Source organism: Streptococcus sp. Z554 (assembly GCF_053010305.1).
The window spans coordinates 228,445-249,147 of the sequence record NZ_JBRKNV010000001.1 but is presented as its reverse complement, the minus strand read 5'-3'; the positions used below and the strand labels follow the sequence as shown (position 1 = coordinate 249,147).

The 20,703-nt window shown below is 37.0% G+C and carries 14 protein-coding genes; 4 read left to right on the top strand and 10 right to left on the bottom strand.

The genetic code is table 11. The features are described 5' to 3' along the window. Positions 1-58: 58 nt before the first annotated feature. The 6 genes from ACVC7R_RS01290 to ACVC7R_RS01265 all read right to left on the bottom strand — a co-directional run bounded on the left by ACVC7R_RS01290 (position 59) and on the right by ACVC7R_RS01265 (position 5,601). Positions 59-1,399: an MATE family efflux transporter gene (locus ACVC7R_RS01290; RefSeq protein WP_447263179.1), complete on the bottom strand. Its 1,341-nt coding sequence runs from the start codon at positions 1,397-1,399 to the stop codon at positions 59-61. Positions 1,400-1,440: 41 nt separating this feature from the next. Beyond that, a complete protein-coding gene (locus ACVC7R_RS01285) occupies positions 1,441-2,709 on the bottom strand; it encodes a dihydroorotase (RefSeq protein WP_447263178.1) in 1,269 nt (422 codons plus the stop codon). A gap of 12 nt (positions 2,710-2,721) precedes the next feature. Next, complete coding sequence (locus ACVC7R_RS01280) at positions 2,722-3,186, bottom strand: NUDIX hydrolase (protein ID WP_447263177.1); 465 nt, start codon at positions 3,184-3,186, stop codon at positions 2,722-2,724. A gap of 9 nt (positions 3,187-3,195) precedes the next feature. Beyond that, entirely contained in the window at positions 3,196-3,849 is a 654-nt protein-coding gene (locus tag ACVC7R_RS01275; protein ID WP_447263176.1) for a uracil-DNA glycosylase, read from the bottom strand. Between the two features lie 118 nt (positions 3,850-3,967). Then, positions 3,968-4,879: a hypothetical protein gene (locus tag ACVC7R_RS01270; RefSeq protein WP_447263175.1), complete on the bottom strand. Its 912-nt coding sequence runs from the start codon at positions 4,877-4,879 to the stop codon at positions 3,968-3,970. 29 nt (positions 4,880-4,908) lie between these two features. Further along, positions 4,909-5,601, bottom strand: coding sequence for a YjjG family noncanonical pyrimidine nucleotidase (locus tag ACVC7R_RS01265; protein ID WP_447263174.1), 693 nt, complete (start codon positions 5,599-5,601; stop codon positions 4,909-4,911). A gap of 525 nt (positions 5,602-6,126) precedes the next feature. On the opposite strand from ACVC7R_RS01265, the gene ACVC7R_RS01260 reads away from it, so the two are divergent. After that, positions 6,127-7,845, top strand: coding sequence for an Ig-like domain-containing protein (locus ACVC7R_RS01260; RefSeq protein WP_447263173.1), 1,719 nt, complete (start codon positions 6,127-6,129; stop codon positions 7,843-7,845). Positions 7,846-7,974: 129 nt separating this feature from the next. Here ACVC7R_RS01260 and ACVC7R_RS01255 read toward each other — a convergent pair whose 3' ends face one another. From ACVC7R_RS01255 to rexB, 4 genes are all read right to left on the bottom strand, one after another. Further along, the gene (locus tag ACVC7R_RS01255) at positions 7,975-10,059 is read right to left on the bottom strand and encodes a glucosaminidase domain-containing protein (RefSeq protein WP_447263172.1); all 2,085 of its coding nucleotides are present in this window, start codon (positions 10,057-10,059) and stop codon (positions 7,975-7,977) included. Positions 10,060-10,423: 364 nt separating this feature from the next. Continuing rightward, positions 10,424-10,921: a YkgJ family cysteine cluster protein gene (locus ACVC7R_RS01250; protein WP_447263171.1), complete on the bottom strand. Its 498-nt coding sequence runs from the start codon at positions 10,919-10,921 to the stop codon at positions 10,424-10,426. An 89-nt stretch (positions 10,922-11,010) separates the two neighbouring features. Next, entirely contained in the window at positions 11,011-14,661 is a 3,651-nt protein-coding gene (gene addA, locus ACVC7R_RS01245) for a helicase-exonuclease AddAB subunit AddA (protein WP_447263170.1), read from the bottom strand. Then, the gene (gene rexB / locus ACVC7R_RS01240) at positions 14,658-17,909 is read right to left on the bottom strand and encodes an ATP-dependent nuclease subunit B (protein ID WP_447263169.1); all 3,252 of its coding nucleotides are present in this window, start codon (positions 17,907-17,909) and stop codon (positions 14,658-14,660) included. Before rexB ends, addA begins: the two co-directional genes overlap by 4 nt. A gap of 116 nt (positions 17,910-18,025) precedes the next feature. Between rexB and ACVC7R_RS01235 the strand changes: the two genes are divergently transcribed. From ACVC7R_RS01235 to ACVC7R_RS01225, 3 genes are all read left to right on the top strand, one after another. Beyond that, a complete protein-coding gene (locus tag ACVC7R_RS01235) occupies positions 18,026-18,835 on the top strand; it encodes a Cof-type HAD-IIB family hydrolase (protein WP_447263168.1) in 810 nt (269 codons plus the stop codon). Positions 18,836-18,998: 163 nt separating this feature from the next. After that, positions 18,999-19,907, top strand: a complete 909-nt coding sequence (locus tag ACVC7R_RS01230) for an ATP-binding cassette domain-containing protein (protein ID WP_447263167.1) — start codon at positions 18,999-19,001, stop codon at positions 19,905-19,907. A gap of 10 nt (positions 19,908-19,917) precedes the next feature. After that, positions 19,918-20,679 (top strand): ABC transporter permease, encoded by a 762-nt coding sequence (locus ACVC7R_RS01225; protein WP_447263166.1) that lies wholly within the window; start codon positions 19,918-19,920, stop codon positions 20,677-20,679. The last annotated feature ends 24 nt before the right edge of the window (positions 20,680-20,703 follow it).

Below are 20,703 nucleotides of genomic sequence, written 5' to 3'. Positions count from 1 at the left end.
TTTTCTTTACGTAAAATGGCTATTTCACAAACTGATTTCCATGGATATTTTCAACAAATTATTTGAATCTTTTCATAATAACTTGTAAACGCCACTGATAGAGTAATCCGCTGACAACTAAACTTACGATAAAACCTATCCAATATGAATAAGCATCGAGATCTGTTGAGTAATCTAGGAGCAAGCCCAGAGGTATAGCAACTCCCCAGTATCCCAAGAGTCCTAAATAGAAAGGGATGACTGTATCTTTGAAACCGCGTAATATCCCTTGTAATGGTGCTGCAAATGTATCAGCTAATTGGAAAAACAAGCTATAGGTCATAAAGCTAGCAGTTAATTGGATGAACTCCGAGTCATGGCCATAAAGGCTAGCAACATTTTCTCTAAAAATATATAAAAAAGAAAGTGTTAAAATCGCAAATACCATAGCAGATAGTCGCCCGATTTTAATATATTTCTTAGCATCTTCTAGACGTTTGGCACCGACTTCGTAAGAAACAACAATAGCCATTGCTGTTGAAATGCTCATAGGAAAAGCGTACATGAGAGATGAAAAGTTCATGGCAGACTGATGACTAGCTATTATCAATGATGAAAACTTTGCCATAATCAATCCCACTGCTGAAAAAATAGCAACCTCTGCAAATACAGTTCCACCAATAGGCAATCCTAGTTTTATCGCTTCTTTTATTTTATTTCCGTCTAAAGGTAATCGTTTTTCTAAATGTAGTTCTTTTAATTTTTCTTGTTTGAGAAGAACGAATATAGAAATTAGCAATAAAGCCCAATAAGCCAAAGATGTACCAAGACCTGCTCCTGCTCCTCCAAACTCAGGAAAACCAAAGACCCCGTATATCAACAAGTAGTTGAAACCGCTATTTAGAGGTAGCAAAAGAAGCATCAGATACATGGATAGCTTGGTCAATCCCAATGCGTCCAGTAATGAACGAATGACACTAAAGAGTAAGAGTGGAATAATTCCGATTGACAAAAACCATAGATAACGAATTGCTATATCTGCCACTGCTTGTTCTAACCCCATATTGCTTAGAACAAGCGGAGCAGCGATAAAAACTAAAATAAAAAGAAAAATGGATAAAGCAAGTGAAAGATAAAGAAATTGATAAAAATCAGAAGTCACTTCATTTTTCTTTCCTCTTCCTAAATGATGGCCAACGATAGGAACTAGAGCTGAAACAATCCCCGTTAAAAAGGTAAAAAAGGGATTCCACAAACTAGTCGCCATGGATACTCCTGCCAGATCAATCGTATTATACTGGCCCGTCATGGTCGTATCAATAAAGGAAGCTGAATAATTTGCGAATTGATAAATCAAAATTGGAAAGAAAATCTTAAGAAATAAGATAAATTTGTCTTTAAAATGGTGGGTTGGGTACATACAGTCTCTCTAATTATAGATTATACAGAGCAGTTTACCATCTAATTTTTATAGACAATCTGTCCATTACAAATGGTGTATTTCACCTGCCCTTTTAAAGTTTCACCGATAAATGGTGAGTTAGATGCTTTAGAAGCAAAATGTGTGTCTACAATTCGGTCAGCTTGATCATCAAAAATTGTGATATCAGCTGGCCCATTTTCAGCCAAATAACCTGCTTCAAAGTTATACAATTTAGCTGGATTAACAGTCATTTTCTCTAGCAATTCCATCAAACTTAATTCACCAGCTTCAACTAAGTAAGTTAAACCAAGTGATAAAGAAGTTTCCAAACCTGTCATACCAGATGGTGCTTTTGTAATATCTTCAACATTCTTTTCGTCAGCGTGGTGAGGCGCGTGGTCGGTTGCAATCACTGAGATAATTCCTGATTTGAGTCCTTCAATAACGGCAAGACGGTCAGACTCTAGACGAAGTGGAGGATTCATCTTTGCATTACTTCCCTTCGTCAAAAGAAGAGCTTCTGTCTTAGAAAAATGTTGCGGAGCCACTTCTGCCGTTACATTAGCTCCTAACTTTTGAGCAAACTCGACAACTTTGACACTCTCTTCTTTAGATAAATGCTGAATATGGACATGGGCTTTGGTTGCATAGGCAATCATGACATCGCGAGCTATCATAGCATACTCAGCTACTCCAGTTGCCCCACAAATATGGAAGTGTTCTTTAGCAATATTCTCGTTAAAACCTAGTGTACCATTCAAGCCTGGGTCTTCCTCATGTAAGCTGATAAAGGTGTTGAGTTTTTTAGCCTCTTCCATAGCTTCCTTAACCACTTTACTGCTTTCAAGAGGAATTCCGTCATCAGAAAAACCTACAGCTCCAGCTTCCAAAAGCGCCTTAAAGTCTGTTAAATCTTGGCCATTAAAGTTCTTGGTAATCGTTGCTACAGATTTAACATTAATTTTTTCCTTTGCAGCAGATTGAAGAACTTCCTGCAAAGTCTCAACATCGGAGATGGTTGGATTGGTATTAGCCATCATGACAACTGTCGTAAAACCACCAGCTGCTGCTGCTAGTGCACCTGTATGAATGTCTTCTTTATGAGTTTGACCAGGTTCACGGAAATGAACATGGATATCCACCAAACCGGGTGCAACTACAAGACCAGTTGCATCAATGACCTCTGCATCTTTTTCACTAATTTGTGGTGCAATTTTGACAATTTTACCGTCTTCAACCAAGACATCACATACTTGATCCAAACCAGACTTAGGATCCATTACTCGACCATTTTTTATTAGTAACATCTACTTTCTCCTTTATTCGTAAAAATCCACTTGGGCATCCAATAATTTATCGCCATCATAAATAAACTTTGCTGAAAAGAATGGTTTATCTTCTAACAGCCACTCGACAAAAGTGTGGTCCCCTTCCCAAGTCGGTTTACTCAAAACCTCTTCATAGGGAACCCATTCTAAGGTCCCTTCATTACAGTCAATCAATTCACCTTCAAATTCTGTTACCTTAAAGACATAGGTGTACCAGTCCAAGTCTGGTGTAAACTCTGGAAAGGTGATGACTCCTTTTAGAATTGGTTTGGCTTTCAGACCGGTTTCTTCTAAAATTTCACGAGTAGCACATTCTTGTGGAGTTTCTCCACGTTCTAACTTTCCACCGACACCAATCCATTTTCCTTCATGAACATCATTAGGTTTCTTATTGCGATGAAGCATGAGCAATTCTTTTCCGTTATCAATGTAGCAAATCGTCGCTAACTGAGGCATATTCTCTCCTTATCTAAGCCAATCGATTGGCTCTTGTCCACTTTCTTTTAAGAATGCATTGGCCCTAGAAAAAGGCTTGGAACCCCAAAATCCTCTGTAAACAGAAAGAGGACTGGGATGGGCGGATTCGATGATCAAGTGCTGAGGATTGGTCACCAGTGCTTTTTTCCTCCGTGCGTAAGCCCCCCACAGTACAAAAACCACAGGTCTATCAAGATTATTGACAACCTGAATCACAGCATCTGTAAAAGGCTCCCATATCTGACCTGCGTGACCATTGGCCTGACCAGCAGGAACAGTTAGACAAGCATTGAGAAGTAAGACTCCTTGCTCAGCCCAAGTTGTCAAATCATGGGATTCCTTAACGCCAATATCATCTGCTAATTCTTTCAAGATATTTTGCAAGGATGGAGGAGCTGGAATAGAGTCAGGGACAGAAAAACTCAAGCCCTGCGCCTGATCTGGTCCGTGATAGGGGTCTTGCCCTAGAATCACCACCTTAACCTCTTCAAGTGGCGTTGTCAAAAGAGCCTGAAAAACCTTTTCTTTTGGCGGATAGACTGTACCTTGAGCATATGCTTGCTCCATAAACTGATTGATTTTCCCGAAATACCCTTCAGGTAATTGCTCCTTAATGAGCTTATGCCAAGATGAGTGTTCCATCGTCTGCTCCTTCATGTTTACTGCCTCTATTATAGCAAAAAGTGGCTATTGAAACCACTTTTTACAGTATCTATAAACATCCCGAGAAGTTTTATAAAGAATCTATACTAAAGAGCCTTTATTGAACAGCTTTTCTCGTATTAGAAAGGATAAATTCTTTGTCGATGTCATCAATAATCAATTCTGTACGAGTATTAAGATTTTCATGATATCTTTTATTCAATTCCTTTGCAACGCTAATCTTAAACTCATCACTTGATTTTTGTTTATAGTAATCAAATCCTCCAGAAGCCGCACTACAGCAGTTCCCCCAATCTGAAAGATATCCTATAATTTCAAAAACACTATCATTGTATTTTTCAAATTTTTTAGTTGCTGTACTTTTTAAATAGCCTGAAATACAATTTACAAAAGAGTAGTAATACTTAGAGTCACGAAATGAATTGTATTCGTGACTATGAAAACTCGGATCGAGAATCCGTGCTGATCGTACATCTTCCATTGTGGGTTTTCTAGGAATTTTAATATCAGTCAGTAGATAAGCATAATAGGTTTCCTTGTCAAAGAAAGCTCCATCTACTGCTATCAATGTACCGTAGCTACCATCCTCATACTGAAACACCATCACAGCACCGTTCCTATATTTGCTTTCTACAGGAACAGGCGGAGTAATTCTCTTTTTAGGCTTTTCTTTTTTTACGCTTATCTTTTCTAAAAACTTTTCTAGATTTTCACTTCTTTGTTCTAAAAATTCACTATCTGCACCTAATTCTTGGGCAAGTTCTAAATCCTCTTTGTTGATAATGATCTCTTTGATTTCAAGTAAGAATTCGTCATCTAATTGTCCAACTTCCCATAAACAGTGTGCTAAGGCGAACAAGACATCATACATATCGTCATCGTATAAATCTGATATCAAGTCATTTTTGATTGTATTTGCATCTTCACCTCGATTGTATCTCTCAAAAAACTCTTCTTTAATATCTAAGGAAGTATCATTTCCAAATATCGTTGCATCCCATGTTCCCATAATTTTATGCACCTTTTATTTTAGCATCTTTAAAGTTTTCCCAAACAACCTAGTAAATCTTGATAAGAATGGACTTCGTAAGTCGGTTGAGCTTGCGTCTTATTTTCTAAATGTTGAGGATTGTACCAGATAGTGTCAATTCCTGCATTATTCCCACCTTGAATATCTGCTGTTAGGGAGTCTCCAATCATCAGAGCCTTTTCTTTATCAAATCCAGTAATCTGTTGCCCGATTTTTTCATAGAATAGTGCATCAGGTTTTTGAGTTTGTAATTGTTCTGAGATGAAAATTCCCTTGAAATATGGTGCAATACCTGAATGAGCTATACGACCTGTCTGAATGTTAGTTATCCCGTTAGTGGCAGCGTAGAGTTCATAACCACGATCAATAAGGTTACCTAAGAGTTCCATAGCACCAGAAAACACCTGCCCCTGTTGGGCTAAATAAAACTGATAGCGTTTGGCTAAATTGCTACCATCTTTCTTGATTCCAAAATGAGCAAACAATTTTGAAAATCGTGTATTCACTAATTCCTGTTTTGTAATTTTCTTTTGTTCCAAATCTTTCCAGAGCGCCTTATTCATAGGAACGTAATAATCTTTGTAGACTTGAATATCCTCAACTCCTTCTTCTTTAAGGAGTTGTGTTAAGGCTACATCCTCAGCAGCATCAAAATCAAGCAAGGTGTGATCGAGGTCGAAGAGTAAAAATTTATAAGTCATCTAATTTTATTCCCTCATTTTATAGTTTTCACATAGTTCAAAGTATAGCACAAACAAAACTATTAACCAAGTATAGAAATTTAATGTTGGAAAATTTCAATTAATAATCTTAAATCTTACATTTCTAAAATTACTAGTTAAAATTATAAAAAATATAGTAAGTTTTTAAAATACTTTAGAAATATCCTCACTAATTTGAGAAGAAATCTTACATTTATTTTTTCCTGATTTCATTAGAAACGAAATCGTTTTTATATGTTTTTTATTCATTGAATTCATAAATTATATAATAATTTAAAAAACTTACATTTTAATAATAATTTGACACCTTAAATATTGATGTTCCTATTTTAATGTGATATAATTCACGTTATAGGTGAATTTTAGTGTTAGACTAGGAGGAGGCTTGGTTAAGGTTTGTCTATAAAATCAACCTATATGACTAACTCGTCTTTCAGTAAATGATCGACGCTACTTTATATTATATTTAGAAACTATCTTAAATTTATAAGAAGGATGTATATGATGAACAAAAAGAAAAAGTTTAGTATTTTCTCATTTTTGATCTTTGTATTGACGACTATTTTCGTATTTAGTTTGAATAAAACTTTTGCTGAAACTCCTGAGGTTTCAGTATCTGGAAAATTTGTGGATACAATCCAAAATGTTAAAGTAACGAATAATGAAGGTGGTGTTCTCGACTGGGACTTACAACAGTGGGCAACATTCCGAATCAATGCTGATTATGATTTATCTGGTAAAAATGTTAAAGCAGGAGATTCAACCGTTATTACTGTACCGGATGCTTTAATGATTACTTCAACTTCGTTTAAGATTCGCGATATCAATACAAATGAGATTATTGCAAATGCTGATGTAAACCCAGATAATAAATCCATCACAATAACCTATACAGATTATGTTGAAAAACACTCCGATACAAGCGGATCTTTCTTCTTTTACGCTCGTATCGATTTCAAAAAACACCCACAAAAAGGTGAAATACCGGTAGAAATCACCATTAACAAAGAAACAAAAATTGGTGGTAAAGTTTCATTTACTGGTGTTGGTGATGGAGATCCTAATGAATTAAAGAAAACTAGTTGGGTTCATTCAGATAATCCTAGAATAATTACCTATGGAATCTCAATTAATCAAAAGAAACAAAGTATTAAAGAAGTGACTATTGAGGACAAGTTACAATTCACGAATGCGTCCTATGTAAAAGATAGCTTCCGTGTGACAAAAGGAGAAATGTCTTTTGTCGATGGCGAATGGCAATTTAATAACACTTCTGATGTAACCAATGAACATCCTGTTACTGTTAGCGCTGATGGACAATCATTCTCTGTTAGTCTTGGAGATGTTGCTGAAACGGATCAGTACCGTATTTCTTATGATGTTCAGTTAAATTATTCACCTGTCGATGGAGAAATTTTAAAAAATGAAGCTACATTAAAAGGTAAAGGAATTGTTATCAAAGAAGCTTTGAATAAAGCTGCAGTTCAAATTGCTGGCGGTGCCGGTATTGGTTATGTTTACTCAATCAATATCCATAAAGTAGATGATGCGAACCAGCCACTCAAAGGCGCTAAATTTAAAGTAGTTCGTCAAGCAAACAATCAAGTTATTGGTGAGTTTGTATCAGATGATAATGGTAATATTGCTGTTGGCAAACTGTTAAAAGATAAATATATCTTAACTGAAATTGAAGCACCTTCAGGTTATATCATTAAAGAAGCAGATACTGAAGTTAACGTTGAAGATTTTGGAGCTGATCATTCAGTAACTAAAACAATTGTGAATCCGAAGGAAGTAACAACCACTACAACCACTACAACCACTACAACTACGACTGAAGAAACCACAACTACTACTACAACTGAAGAACCTAAGACTACTTCAACTACAACTACAACTGAAGAACCTAAGACTACTTCAACCACAACTACAACTACTGAAGAACCTAAGACTACTTCAACCACAACTACAACTACTGAAGAACCTAAGACCACTTCAACCACAACTACTAAAGAGTCTACAACGACTTCAACTACAACAAGCACTACTACCACAACAACTACTGGAGAAGAACCTAAAACTACAGTAACTACAACAAATGATAAACCTGGACTTCCTAAAACTGGAGAAGGTAAAGGAACATTGGTGACTATCATTGGATTTGTAACTTTAATTTCATCAATTATTTTGGTAGCATTTCTACATAAATCAAAAAGAAATTAATTCTAAATTAGACATTAGGTTTGATTAGTCTTTAAAAAGGATTTACTTTTTCAAAGTAAATCCTTTTTGTATGATTTAAGAACAAAAAATCGATAACTAGTTTTGTATAGTTATCGATCATAAAGAATGTTAGTCCTTCTCACCAAGTTTGCTATTGATGGTCATCATGATACTAGCTATTTTTTCACCCCAGTATGGATCAGAAGCGTATAAAACGTTCATACCAGATGATTTATTACCTAGGTGGGTTCTACCTTCATCAATATAATTCTCTCGGATCCATTTAGCTGCCCCCAAGATTCCTTTGTCGACATTGTCAAAACTCTTTGCTGAATCATATGGAGTTGTATCGTAGGCTGCAATACCAAAAAAGTTATTCTTATCGTTAGCAATTTGACTACGTCCCCACGAACTTTCTAAGGCACTGTGAGCCATTAGATAGAGCGCGTTAACCTGGTAACGTTTTTCTGCTTCCTTAAAGACAGCTCCTTTACCTGCGAGACGACTTCCGTTAATATTCATGAGAGAAAAAACTTTATCAAGTTCAGCTGCGGTATAATTGGTTGGCTTTCTTAAGTCTCTATAGAGGAATGGATTCTCCACTTTAAAGTTATCGAAGTTAATGCCATCGGCTGAATAGTATTTTGTACCAATAGCCATCGAAGAACTATGAGGTGCTACACGTATGCTTGTATAAGGCGATAACTCATGGTAAATGTAACGACCGTCACTCGTATAATGAGGAATAAATTCGTTACTTGTGTTAACAGCTACAAGGTCACTCTTATTCATAAATCCTGAAAGACCAGAAATTTGAACGGGTATTCTGTTCCCTTGAGTCCCTGTGTCGGACACAGATACAATGGTACCTTGTGATATATAACTGAGTCTAGCTCCAGAAGCGCTATAAACGTAAGCTGTAATTGGTCCTACTTTGTAATAGGTAGATGGATTAGAAATCCATTTCCCATTATTTTCGAAGCTATAATTTTTCCCCTTGATTTTCAGAGTCCCAGTAGCGTATAGACCGTCTTCTTTGAGATAGTACCAAGCATTGTAATTCTTATCAAAAATCCACTCACTCTTGGCCATATAACCATATGATTTGAGATAGTAGGATCCTTGCCATTGATTTTCGGCATATGAACCATCTGATTTTAAGTAGAACCAACTATTGTATTTTTTATCAAAGAACCATTCGCTTTGAGCCATGGCACCACTATCTTTTAGGTAGTATTTCTTCTTCCAGATGCCACTTTCCATCACACCTTCTGCATCAAAGCAATACCAATAATCTTTGATTTTTTCCCATTTATTTCTAGTTATTTTCCCAGAATTGTCAGCGTAATACCACTTGTTAGAAATTTTAGTCCATGATGATTCAACTAAGGCACCGTTCTTATTAAAGAGATAATCCTTGTATATGGTTTCACTTAGCATGGCACCATCTTGGTTAAAATAATACCAGGTGTTTTTAATTCTTTCCCACTTATTACGAAGAATTTTCCCATCTTGATTCCCATAATACCATTTATCACCAATTTTAGCCCATGTAGTGACTGCTAAAGTACCGTTACTAGTGAATAAATGGTCGTCGTTGATAGTACTACTAAGCATAATACCATCTTGATCAAAACGATACCATGAACCGTTGATCTTTTCCCATTTATTGCGGATAATCTTTCCTGAGTCTGTGGCATAATACCACTTCTCATCAACTTTAACCCATGATGATTCAGCTAAGGCACCACTCTTATTAAAGAGATAGTCATCATAGACTATATTACTAAGCATGATACCATCTTGATTAAAATAGTACCAAACTCCAGCAATATTCTTCCAATTTTTAACAGCCTTTTTATTTTCATAATAACGCCATTGACCATTCTCTTTTTGCCAACCTTCTTTGTTGACCTCTTCAGTAATTTTTTCTGTTGAAGAATTATCCTTGGTCACGGCTGTTTCTTGCTTCTGTTTAGTTTGAGAAGGATTTTTTTCTGTCTTATCGTTTTTATCGTTTTGATTCTCTTTATCGCTTTGCTCTTGACCTTGAGATTCCTTTTTTTCTTTAGCGTCCTTACTCGTTTCATTTGCTACAGTTTTTTCTGAATTTTGTACTTTGTTTGTAGCATGGTTTTCCTCCGCTAATACTGTTGTTCTTGAAATCCCTGCCATGGAAAGAACAACTGTACTTGCTAGCAGTATTTTTTTCATGATTTTATCCTTTCAACTTTATAATCCCTATATCTAATACTTCTTGCTTATCGTTTCAAAGACGATAATTATCCATTTTATTATACATGATAATTTCAAATATAAAAGTAAGATCTTTAAGAAGAAAGAAAGTTGTAATATTATTAAAACATTATAGAAATAAAAGCCCTAAAAAGTAGTCGAACATGATATGAACGACTACTTTTTTATCATATATCTAAACTTCCACGTTTCTAATATTCTTCTTTATTCGAATAGGATTTATAAAAATCGATAGAAGAGCTAGGATAACAAATCCGCCCCCTATTTCTAATAGGGGGCGTCAAGTGTAATTGAGGATGGAATTTAATATAAAATAATATTTTTACTCTATCTTATCTCTTAATTTCTCAACGAAGAGATAAGCCGCGGGACAGGTTAAAGTATTTTTGATAGTCAAGTTATTGATTTGATAAATCTTTTTTCGGTCAGTATGTGGAAATTCTCTGCAAGCCTTAGGACGAACATCATAGATAGAACATAGATTGTCACCACCTAGAAATGGACACGGCATTGATTTAAAGATTTTATCACCGTCTTCATCCACCCGTATAAATTCGTCTTCGAAGGCTGGTAATTTCATTTTAAAATACTTAGCAATTCGTGTGATATCTGCCTCTTTAAAGTCTGGTCCAAGGCTCTTGCAACAGTTAGCACAGGCTGTACAATCAATTTCTTCAAAAACTTCTTGGTGAATTTCAAGGGCAATCTTGTCCAAATTTTTAGGAGCTTTCTTTTTCAGATTTCCAAGAAATTTACGATGTTCTTTTTGCTTTTGTAAAGCTAATTGGTGATAGTATTCGATATCGATTTCTTTTGACATAGATTCTTTTACATCCTTTTCTGAAACTAGTATACCATAACTGAATATAAATAAAAACTACTGCCAATAAGGCAATAGTTTTTACAAGATTAGTTAACTTCAACCACTTCAACCATATCTTTGCCAAGCAAAATTAGATATTTTTCAACCTTGTCTATCTGATAAGAACGGGATAAGGCTTCTGCATATAGAGATAATTGACCCCTATAACGTTCAATCAGTTGACTTGGATATTCATAATGATCTGTCTTGTAGTCAAAGAGAACAATTTTATCCTCATAAACTAGATAACCATCTAAAATTCCACGGACAACAAAGTCTTCCTGACTCTTCTCGTCTCTTTTTAACATAGAGAAGGGTTGTTCTCGATAAAGTTTATCTTGATTTTTAAGAATCTCTTGACCGAGAGCTGTATCAAAGAAAGATAAGATTTTTTCTAGATTAACTTTATCTTTAACAGCTGTGCTAGCGTGAACTTGCTCCAAAGCCACCGTTAAAGTTTCTAATGTAGGTTCCTTGACAAGATTAATTCGCTGCATGAGTTCATGGGTTGCACTACCAATCTCAGCCCCTGTAACTTTTTCAGTTTTTGAAAAATCTGGAAGCTCAAACTGAACAGTAGGATCTTTTGGTTTACTTTGACCAGCTACTACGACTCCTTCCATATCCATGACCGGTTCATAGAACTTTTTAATCTGACTCGGTGTCTGAACACTTGGAAGATTGATTGCTGCACGGTGGATTTCGTTATACACTTCCACTTCTTTTAGCATTTCCAACGCATCTTTGATGGTTTCTGACTGGCGGTTGTCTGCTTGGGATAGGTCTTGAAGTTGACTTTTATGTTCCAATTCTCCGATAGCTTCTTTGGTTAGGTATTCTTCACCTTCAAAGCGTACACTAAAGTGTAAATCCTCTTTAGAAAATGCTTGATAGATGGCCCAAATCCAATCCTGGAAATTTTGAGCGTCTAATCTAGTTTCTCTCGTCAAAAGACCTTTTCCATTTGTCGGGTATTCTTTAGACTCCAACTTTTCCCTCGATCCCTTTCCGACTAGATAAAGTTTTTTTTCAGCACGAGTCATGGCTACATACAGTAAACGCATCAACTCAGAATAGCTTGCTAATTGGAGCTCCTCCTCATTTTGACTATAAGTCAAGCTTGGAATGGATAACTTAATCGTAGATGGAACATATTCCTCTTTTGCATTTGTAGTTACTCTAGCAACATACTTGAGACCAAGTCCATTTTTACGACTTAGAATAACTTCAGACATGGAATCTTGCTTGTTAAATTGCTGATCAATATTGAGAATAAAGACATAAGGGAACTCAAGCCCCTTACTCTTATGAATACTCATAAGCTCCACAGCATCCTTAGGTGGAGCTACAGTGACACTGGCAAGGTCGTGCTTGGCTTCCAAGACTTGATCAATCATAGTTATGAAACGTGATAAGCCTTTAAAATTACTCTTTTCAAACTGGTCAGCTCGTAATGCTAGGGCATAGAGGTTGGCCTGTCTAGCCTGACCATTTGGTAAAGCACCAACATAATCATAGTAGAAACGTTCGCTATAGATTTTCCAAATAAGGTCATAAAGCGAATGCGTTTTTGAGAACAAACGCCAAGAATTAACAGATTCCAAGAAAAGGTTAAGCTTTTTATGGAGTTCAGACTTAATTAAATCCTTATGAAGACTAGTTTTCGCTTGAGCATTGACTAGTTTCTCATAAAAATTCTCTTGAACCTTATCTTCGGATTTTTGGAGAGCGAGACGAGCCAATTCATCCTCATCAAAGTTAAACATCGGAGATTTCATTAGAGCAACCAAAGCAAAGTCTTGAAGAGGGTTGTGGATGACACGAAGAGTATCCAACATAACCTGAACTTCTAGGGATTGCAAATAGTTTGCTTGAGCACTGTCTGTCTTGACAGGAATACCATATTCAGACAAGACGAGCAGAACCTGATCATTTCGACTTCTGCTAGCAGTTAAGAGAGCCATGTCCTTGAAAGGTACACCCTTATCATTATGAAGGTGAATTATCTCCTTAAGCACCATCCGCATTTCACCAGACAGTTTGTTAGTTGCAAGTTCCTCCTCATCATCAGAATCGCTATCATCATCCTTATCGTACAAGAGAACTTCTGCCTTGTTTTCTGGATTTGATTGAATATCAGTATTTCCAAAAACAAGTTGATGCATACCGTCATAAGATATCTCTCCAACTTCCTCGTCCATGAGGTGTTTAAAGACATCGTTCGTAGCATCAAGAACCTCTGAACCGCTCCGGAAGTTTTCCTTAAGCAGAATTAACTGACCTTCTGTGTCATCTTGAGCAAATCTATGAAATTTTTCGTTGAAAATTTGGGGATCTGCCTGTCTAAAACGATAAATAGACTGCTTAATGTCACCCACCATAAAACGATTATGACCGTTTGAGAGGAGTTCTAGCATTCTTTCCTGGATATGGTTGGTATCTTGGTACTCATCAACCATGACTTCATGGAAGCGTTCCTGATACTCTTGACGAACCTGTGGGAAGTTTTCCAAAATCTCAATGGTATAGTGGCTAATATCAGCAAATTCAAAGGCATTTTCTTCGCGCTTCCGTTGTCGATAGGCATCAACAAAATCCCTCATGAAGACTTGGAATGTCTTTGCCAAGTCCCAGGAATCTTGATGATAATCTTCTTGGAATTTTAGTAAAGTTATTTGATCATTTAGTGAGATCAGCTTTTCAAATTTTGCTTTTCTCTCTTGGTTGTAGGTTTCTTTCAAGTCTTGCAGTTCGGCCTTACGACTGGCATTTGTAAGAGCACGACCTCCCTTATCCTTAGAGATACTAACAACTCGGTCTAAAACTTCTTGGTATTGATTAAAATTCGATTCAGGCGTTAAAGCTCCAATTTCATCAAGAACTTGTTGGACAGATTCTAAGTAGGCCGCTTTTCCAAATTCCTTGGCATCATTCTCTAAATGATGACGGAAAAAGCTTTCTAAATCCCAGAGTTTTTCCTTTATATCCTCTGCTAGTTTTTCTTTAGCAATGGTAAAATCAGCATTTTCGAAGCCTTTTAAGAAAGATTTCTCTAGCCATGCATGAGGATTACTGGTGGATTGTAAGAACTCATAAATCGTATAGACCTGTTTCCGCAATCCACGTGCATCCTTACTTTTACCCGCAAAGTTCTTGACCAGCTGACTAAACTGTTCTTGTTCCTTATCTTGGTAGTGTTTTCCAAAAACCTGCCGAAAGACTTCGTTTTTTAAGAGGAGTTGCTCACTTTCATTCTGAAGAATGCGAAAGTTTGGGGCGAGGTCAAGGAGATAGCCATGTTTAGCCAGGAACTTTTGAGTAAAAGAGTCCATAGTTCCAATCGCAGCGTTGGGTAAATCAGCTAATTGTCTTCCGAGGTGTTTTTTTAGTTCCAGATCTTGAGTCTCTTGGATTTGTTGGCTGATTTTCTTTTCCAAGCGTTCTTTTAATTCAGTTGCTGCTTTAACCGTAAAGGTTGAGATAAAGAGTTGGCGAATTTCTACTCCACGCGCTAGTTGATCAAGAATTCGTTCAGCCATGACAAAGGTTTTTCCTGAGCCAGCTGATGCTGAGACCAGAATGTTTTGACCAGAACTGTAAATAGCTTGAATTTGTTCAGCAGTTTTCTTGGGTTTCTTGTCAGAATGAGCTTCTTCTATTTGCAACTTTTCAATCTCTTCTTGGGATAAAAATTTCATCGATCCAACTCCTCTCTAATTTTATTAAACCATGTTTCTTTATCATTGCTCTTAGCAACCTTATCTAACAATCTAGCCTGACCTAAATGGTAGTTAGATTCAAAACCAGTTATCGACTGATATTGTTGGACATATGGAGCAATACTTCTGCCGTCTTCTGTATAAGGATTGATAGAAAATTTACCAGATAAAATCTTCTCTGCCGCCTTCTTGTAGATAAGGGCATTATAGTCCAGCAACAACTGGAATTCCTCATCAGACAACTGATAGGTCTTGTTTTTATTATAAAGTTCCCCAAGGTTCTTTATCTCTTTTTCGAGAAATAATCCTTGATATTTCATACTCTTAGTCGTTTCTGCTAAAGCCTTTGAAAGAGTTTTAACAGTTTGTAAAGACTGAACTGGCTCCGCCATCTCTAAATACATAGCACCAAAGAAGTCTGTATTTCCTTCTTTCTTAAGTGCCGCCAGATAGGTCGGTAATTGCGAGTTTAGGCCGTTATAAAAAAGAGGGAAGTTAAACTGAGTTAGAGATGATTTATAATCGACAACACCAATAGCATCACTGGTCTTTAAGCGGTCGATACGGTCAACTTTACCACGGACATAGACATTTCTGCCATTATCTAACTGAACAAAAGCTTGTTCCTTACCACCAAAGACTGCTTCTTCCTGAATGGTTTCAATTTCAGCATTGTAACGAAGAATGTGACCAGTTGCACGCGCAACATCCAAAAGAACTTCCTTGGTTAATCGGGCTTCCAAACTCTCTTGATAAATAGCTTGAAACTCTCGTTCCTGGCTAGTTTCAGAGATTGCTTGTTCTAAGCGGTGATCAAAAGATGTATCCGCAGGAAGTTTCATAGCGCGTTCAAAAATACGATGCAAGAAATTCCCATGGCTTCGAGCATCAGGTCGCAAACGTAATTCTTCCTGCAATCCTAAGACATAACGAAGATAATAACTATATTCGTTTCGATAAAACTCTGTTAAGCCAGAAGTTGATAGATAAAAATCTTGATTTTGAGGATACAAGGCATCTAAAGTATCTGCCGCTAAAGTCTTACTGCGAGGACTTGTCGGTAGGACAGGATTATCAAGACCTTGGTCTTCCAACTTTCTCCCCATGACACGAGCTAAAACTTTGACAAAGGTTAAGTCCTGCTCACTTGTCTCCAACTCACCCTGCTGGTGATAAGCAACAAGACTAGACAAAAGACTGTGATAAGAACCAATGTCTTCAGTTGATAGGCTGTTTCGGTCGATTCTCTTTTCAATCTTGCTAAAACCAAAATCCTGCAATTCTTTCAGATAAACAGACTCTTTACTTTCGCTTTCATTGAATAAACTTGGTGCCGATAAGACCAATTGCTTCTTGGCAGAATTTACCAAAGAAAGCATGGTATAGCGATTCTTCTTAAGATTTTCTTGACTTGCAATCAGTAATTGAGAACCTTCTTGGCTTGCTTGGTTCAGTACTTCCCTTTCTTCATCGCTCAATAAACTAGTGTTTTGAGCAATTTTAGGCAAGTGATCTTGACTCAAACCAAGTGAATAGATGTAATCAGAAGTCAAAGGCGAAATCAAATCATAACTCTGCACCAGAACAGTATCTACCGTTGCTGGAATTGTACGATAATTTGACAATGACATCCCCGAATGAAGAAGTGCCAAGAAATCATCTAAAGTGACCTGAGAACCTTCAAATACAGTTGCAAATTGCTCCATTACGTGGCAAAATGCTTTCCAGACCTCCTCTTGTCTTTCTTGTTCCGCCACTTCCATCGTTTCAGATAATGCTTGTAATTGCTTGGTAACAAAAGAATCCTTCAAAAAGTTCTTCCATTTTGCAAGGATATTTTCAGTCTTTTGCTTACGACTGGATAATAGAGTTTCTAGCGGGCTTAGAACACGAACACGAAGCTCATTTAATTTTTCTAAATCAAATTTCCCATGATGGTTTTTTGTAAATTCTTGTTTAAAGTTCGAAAGACCATCAATACCTAAATAGCGGATATATTGTTCAAAACTATCGATTTCTTCTTGTGCAAGGTCTGTGTATAAGCCAGTTCGTAAAAGATTAATCAAATCTTCTTGACGGAAATAGTAACGTTTGAGTCGTCCGATGGATTCTACAAATTGAGTCAAAGGATGATGAGCCATAGACTCACTCTTCCCTAGATAGAAGGGAATCTGATATTGATTAAAAATTGTCTGCAAGGACAGTTTATAGGACTCTACGTCTCCTAGTAAGATACGAAAATTTTTGTAGCTTAGTTCAGGTTCTTGGTGCAATTTCTGGCGAATACTACGAGCAACGAGCTCCAGCTCTTCTTTTTGTGTCAGACAAGACCAGATTTGCAGGTCTTCTCTATCCTTATCATCCACATCTATGCTGATTTCTGAAAAATCATAGGCACTTTCCAGTAATTTTGAGGCTTTGGCAAAAGCATCAAGGTTCTCATGTTCTTGACAGGCATCTTCTGCCTTGGTCTGATATTTAAATGCTAAATGACGTAGAAACTCAACACTGGCTTGATAGAGATTCCCTTCACTAAAGGGGCTAGTATAGGCTTTCTTCGTCGCATAGACGCCAATGATAATCTCTACACCCTTACGATGAAGCAAATCCACTAGGTGTTCCTCTTCTGCAGAAAAACGGGTAAAACCATCAATGACTAGAGCAATTTTGCTAAAATCGCCAGTTACCTTGTTTTCTTCGATAGCATCAATCAGATAGGATAATGGACTCCCTTGTGAAACTTGACCTTGATTTAAATAAACTGTTATCTTTTCAAAAATCAAGAGTAAATCAGAGCGTTTATCAGCATCTGTCAAACTTTCCAAGTCCAAAAAACTCATCTTTGCAGTTGAAATTTCATGATAAATCTCAATCAGTTGCTGGATGAATTGCGGATCTTGTTTAATAGCCCCGTAAACACGTAAATTCTTAGCGTCTATCTCGGACAGACATTTATAGAAAGCCATACCAAGACCGATATCATCGAGACTTGACCTCTCAGGAATATCATTTAAAACCAGATAACGAGCCATTTGAGCGAAGCGCGTGACTGTGATAGCAAAAGAAGCCTGCTGACTCAAGCACTCCAGCACGGCACGTTCCTTTTCAAAAGAAAGAGAGTTAGGGGCGATATAAAAGACTCGTTTGCCTTGGGCAACCAGTCCTTGAGCCTCCTTGGTTAGGATTTCTGTCAAAGAAGTCCGAATATCGGTATAAAGTAGTTTCATCTTTGCCTCGTTTGTTTTTTCATTCCCTTTTATTATACCATGATTTAACAGAAGATTCTGTCTCTGATTCCCAAAATATGCTATAATATAGGCAAAACACATGAAAAGGAATTACTATGATAAAACTACTTGCACTGGATATGGATGGCACTCTTCTCAACGAAGCCAAGGAAATCCCTCAGGCTCATATTGATGCCATTCATAAGGCTATCGAAAAAGGTGTCAAACTGGTTCTCTGTACTGGTCGTCCTCTCTTTGGAGTCCTCTCCTACTATAAGAAACTGGGACTTGATTTAGAAAACGAATACGTCATCGTTAATAATGGTTGCTCTACGCATCAAACCAGTGACTGGAGCCTTGTTGACTGGCGGGAACTTAGCAAATCTGACATCGAATACCTGAATGACCTTGCTGAAAAGAGTGAGGTTCAGTTGACTCTCTTTGATGAGGAACACTATTTCGTTCTCGGAGGTAAACCAAATCCTATCGTTCAATATGATGCTACACTTGTTTTTGCTGACCTGACTGAAATCTCACTGAAAGAAGCTACTAGTGGTAAATATCGTATGTTCCAGGGCATGTTCTTAGGTACAAAGGAGCAAACAGATGACTTTGAACAACGTTTCGCTGAAGAACTTTGTCAGAGATTTAGCGGTGTTCGTTCACAACCAGTGATCTATGAAACAATGCCACTTGGCACAACCAAGGCTTCTGCTCTTTCTCGTTTGGCTGCGATTTTGGATATCCAACCTTCTGAAATCATGGCTATGGGTGATGCTAATAACGACATTGAGATGCTCCAGTTTGCAGGGCTTGGTATTGCCATGGGAAATGCCAGCGACCACGTCAAATCTCTAGCTGATGATGTAACTGCCAGCAATGAAGAAGACGGCGTTGCACGCGCCATTGAAAAATATATTTTGTAGAAAATAAGCCCAGTCAACTAGTATTTCTAGCCAACTGGGCTTTTATTTTTTTTAAATTTAAAAACTTTAGAAACTCTTTAGAAATGCTTGACGATTCTTTGATATCTATGCTTTATACTAGAGTTATAAAAATAAAACATCTTAAAGATTAAAGGAGAAAACTATGAAAACAGTCCTCGAAATCCATGGCTTGTCCAAACAATTTGGCAAACAACCTATTCTACAAGATCTTAGTCTCTCAGTTAAAGAAGGAGATATCTATGGACTTATCGGAAAAAATGGTGCTGGTAAAACAACCCTGATTAAAATCGTTACACAATTATTATCTGCTGACCATGGAACTATTTCCCTCTTTTCTAGTCAAGGGTATAAGGAGTGCACGAAAGCCCTATCTCGAGTAGGTTCAGTCATTGAATCCCCAGTAGCTCACAATCATTTAACAGCCTATCAAAATCTAAGGTACTATTGTACTATTCGACATATCCCAAATGCTGATCAAGTCATTCAGGAAACATTAAAGTATGTGGGATTAACAGATACAGGTAGAAAAGTTTTCCGAGATTTCTCTCTTGGGATGAAACAACGCCTAGGCATTGCTATTGCCCTCCTATCAAAACCAGACTTTCTCATCCTTGATGAACCTATCAATGGACTTGACCCAATCGGTATCAAAGAGTTTCGTCAAATGATTCAACGTCTGAACCAAGAATTAGGAATAACAATTCTCATCTCTAGTCATATCTTGTCAGAACTCTATCTGGTTGCTAATCGCTTTGGAATTTTAGACCAAGGGAAAATCATTCGAGAAATCAGTAAGGCCGAATTTGAAACACTCAATGAAGACTATATTGTTCTAAAAACAAGTGACAAAGAAAAAGCTAGTCAAATCTTAAAAGACAAAGTGCAACTTGAATTTAAAGTTGTTAATTCTGACAATGAGATTCATATTTTTAGTCATGAACAAGATGTCAAACGCATTCTCAAAGAACTTACTCTAGCAGATGTTGCCGTGGATGAGATTTACTATGCTCGTCAAAATCTTGAAGAATACTTCACACAATTAGTAAAATAGGAGGCAAACCATGATACATACAATTCAAGCAGACTTTTACCGTCTTTTCCGTTCCAAAGGATTTTGGATTACAGAGCTCGTTCTCTTTGCACTCATGTTAATGGGGGCTACTTTCGGAGCTACAGGACAGATCATATCCGTCAGTACAAGTACAAACGCAGAAACCGAACTGCCAAGCAAGGGATGGGATGGTATACAAGCCCTTATTAACACCTCTAGCAATAGCTCAAACCTAGTTTTCCTCTGTATTATCCTTGCTTGCTTAGTTCTAGGAGTTGATCTTATCGGAAAACTCTATAAAAATAGTTTGACAGTGGGTGTTTCTCGCACAGAATTCTTCCTAGCTAAGTTTGTAGTATTAGCAAGTATCGCTCTAATGCAAATTCTTGTTAGCCTAGTTATTGCTTTCGTACCAGCAACTATCCTAAACGGGATTGGTACGATGCCAGAAGGATTTATTGGCAATCTCCTTCTAACAATTACTATTCAATTTCTCTGCCTTCTAGCTTGGCTATCTATTGTGTCCTTCATTCTCTATGTGACTCATTCTTATTTAGCTGTTTTCATTGGTTATTTAATCACTTCTATCTTGCTTTCAACGCCGATGCTTATCTTTCCAGATATTGAGATTTTACGCTATTTATCCTTAAATTTTGCCTATGCAATGACTAACTATAGCCAGGCCATTCTATACACCGTTATCGTTACAGTGACCATTATTCTACTCTTTACTATTAGTGGACTTGCTGTTTTCAAGAAGAAAAGCCTATAAAAACAACCTCCTCTATTCAAAAAG

Bases quoted from the DNA above. Each gene is read 5' to 3' on its own strand.
- ACVC7R_RS01290 (WP_447263179.1), bottom strand. From the start codon at position 1,399: ATGTACCCAACCCACCATTTTAAAGACAAATTTATCTTATTTCTTAAG.
- ACVC7R_RS01285 (WP_447263178.1), bottom strand. From the start codon at position 2,709: ATGTTACTAATAAAAAATGGTCGAGTAATGGATCCTAAGTCTGGTTTG.
- ACVC7R_RS01280 (WP_447263177.1), bottom strand. From the start codon at position 3,186: ATGCCTCAGTTAGCGACGATTTGCTACATTGATAACGGAAAAGAATTG.
- ACVC7R_RS01275 (WP_447263176.1), bottom strand. From the start codon at position 3,849: ATGGAACACTCATCTTGGCATAAGCTCATTAAGGAGCAATTACCTGAA.
- ACVC7R_RS01270 (WP_447263175.1), bottom strand. From the start codon at position 4,879: ATGGGAACATGGGATGCAACGATATTTGGAAATGATACTTCCTTAGAT.
- ACVC7R_RS01265 (WP_447263174.1), bottom strand. From the start codon at position 5,601: ATGACTTATAAATTTTTACTCTTCGACCTCGATCACACCTTGCTTGAT.
- ACVC7R_RS01260 (WP_447263173.1), top strand. From the start codon at position 6,127: ATGAACAAAAAGAAAAAGTTTAGTATTTTCTCATTTTTGATCTTTGTA.
- ACVC7R_RS01255 (WP_447263172.1), bottom strand. From the start codon at position 10,059: ATGAAAAAAATACTGCTAGCAAGTACAGTTGTTCTTTCCATGGCAGGG.
- ACVC7R_RS01250 (WP_447263171.1), bottom strand. From the start codon at position 10,921: ATGTCAAAAGAAATCGATATCGAATACTATCACCAATTAGCTTTACAA.
- addA (WP_447263170.1), bottom strand. From the start codon at position 14,661: ATGAAATTTTTATCCCAAGAAGAGATTGAAAAGTTGCAAATAGAAGAA.
- rexB (WP_447263169.1), bottom strand. From the start codon at position 17,909: ATGAAACTACTTTATACCGATATTCGGACTTCTTTGACAGAAATCCTA.
- ACVC7R_RS01235 (WP_447263168.1), top strand. From the start codon at position 18,026: ATGATAAAACTACTTGCACTGGATATGGATGGCACTCTTCTCAACGAA.
- ACVC7R_RS01230 (WP_447263167.1), top strand. From the start codon at position 18,999: ATGAAAACAGTCCTCGAAATCCATGGCTTGTCCAAACAATTTGGCAAA.
- ACVC7R_RS01225 (WP_447263166.1), top strand. From the start codon at position 19,918: ATGATACATACAATTCAAGCAGACTTTTACCGTCTTTTCCGTTCCAAA.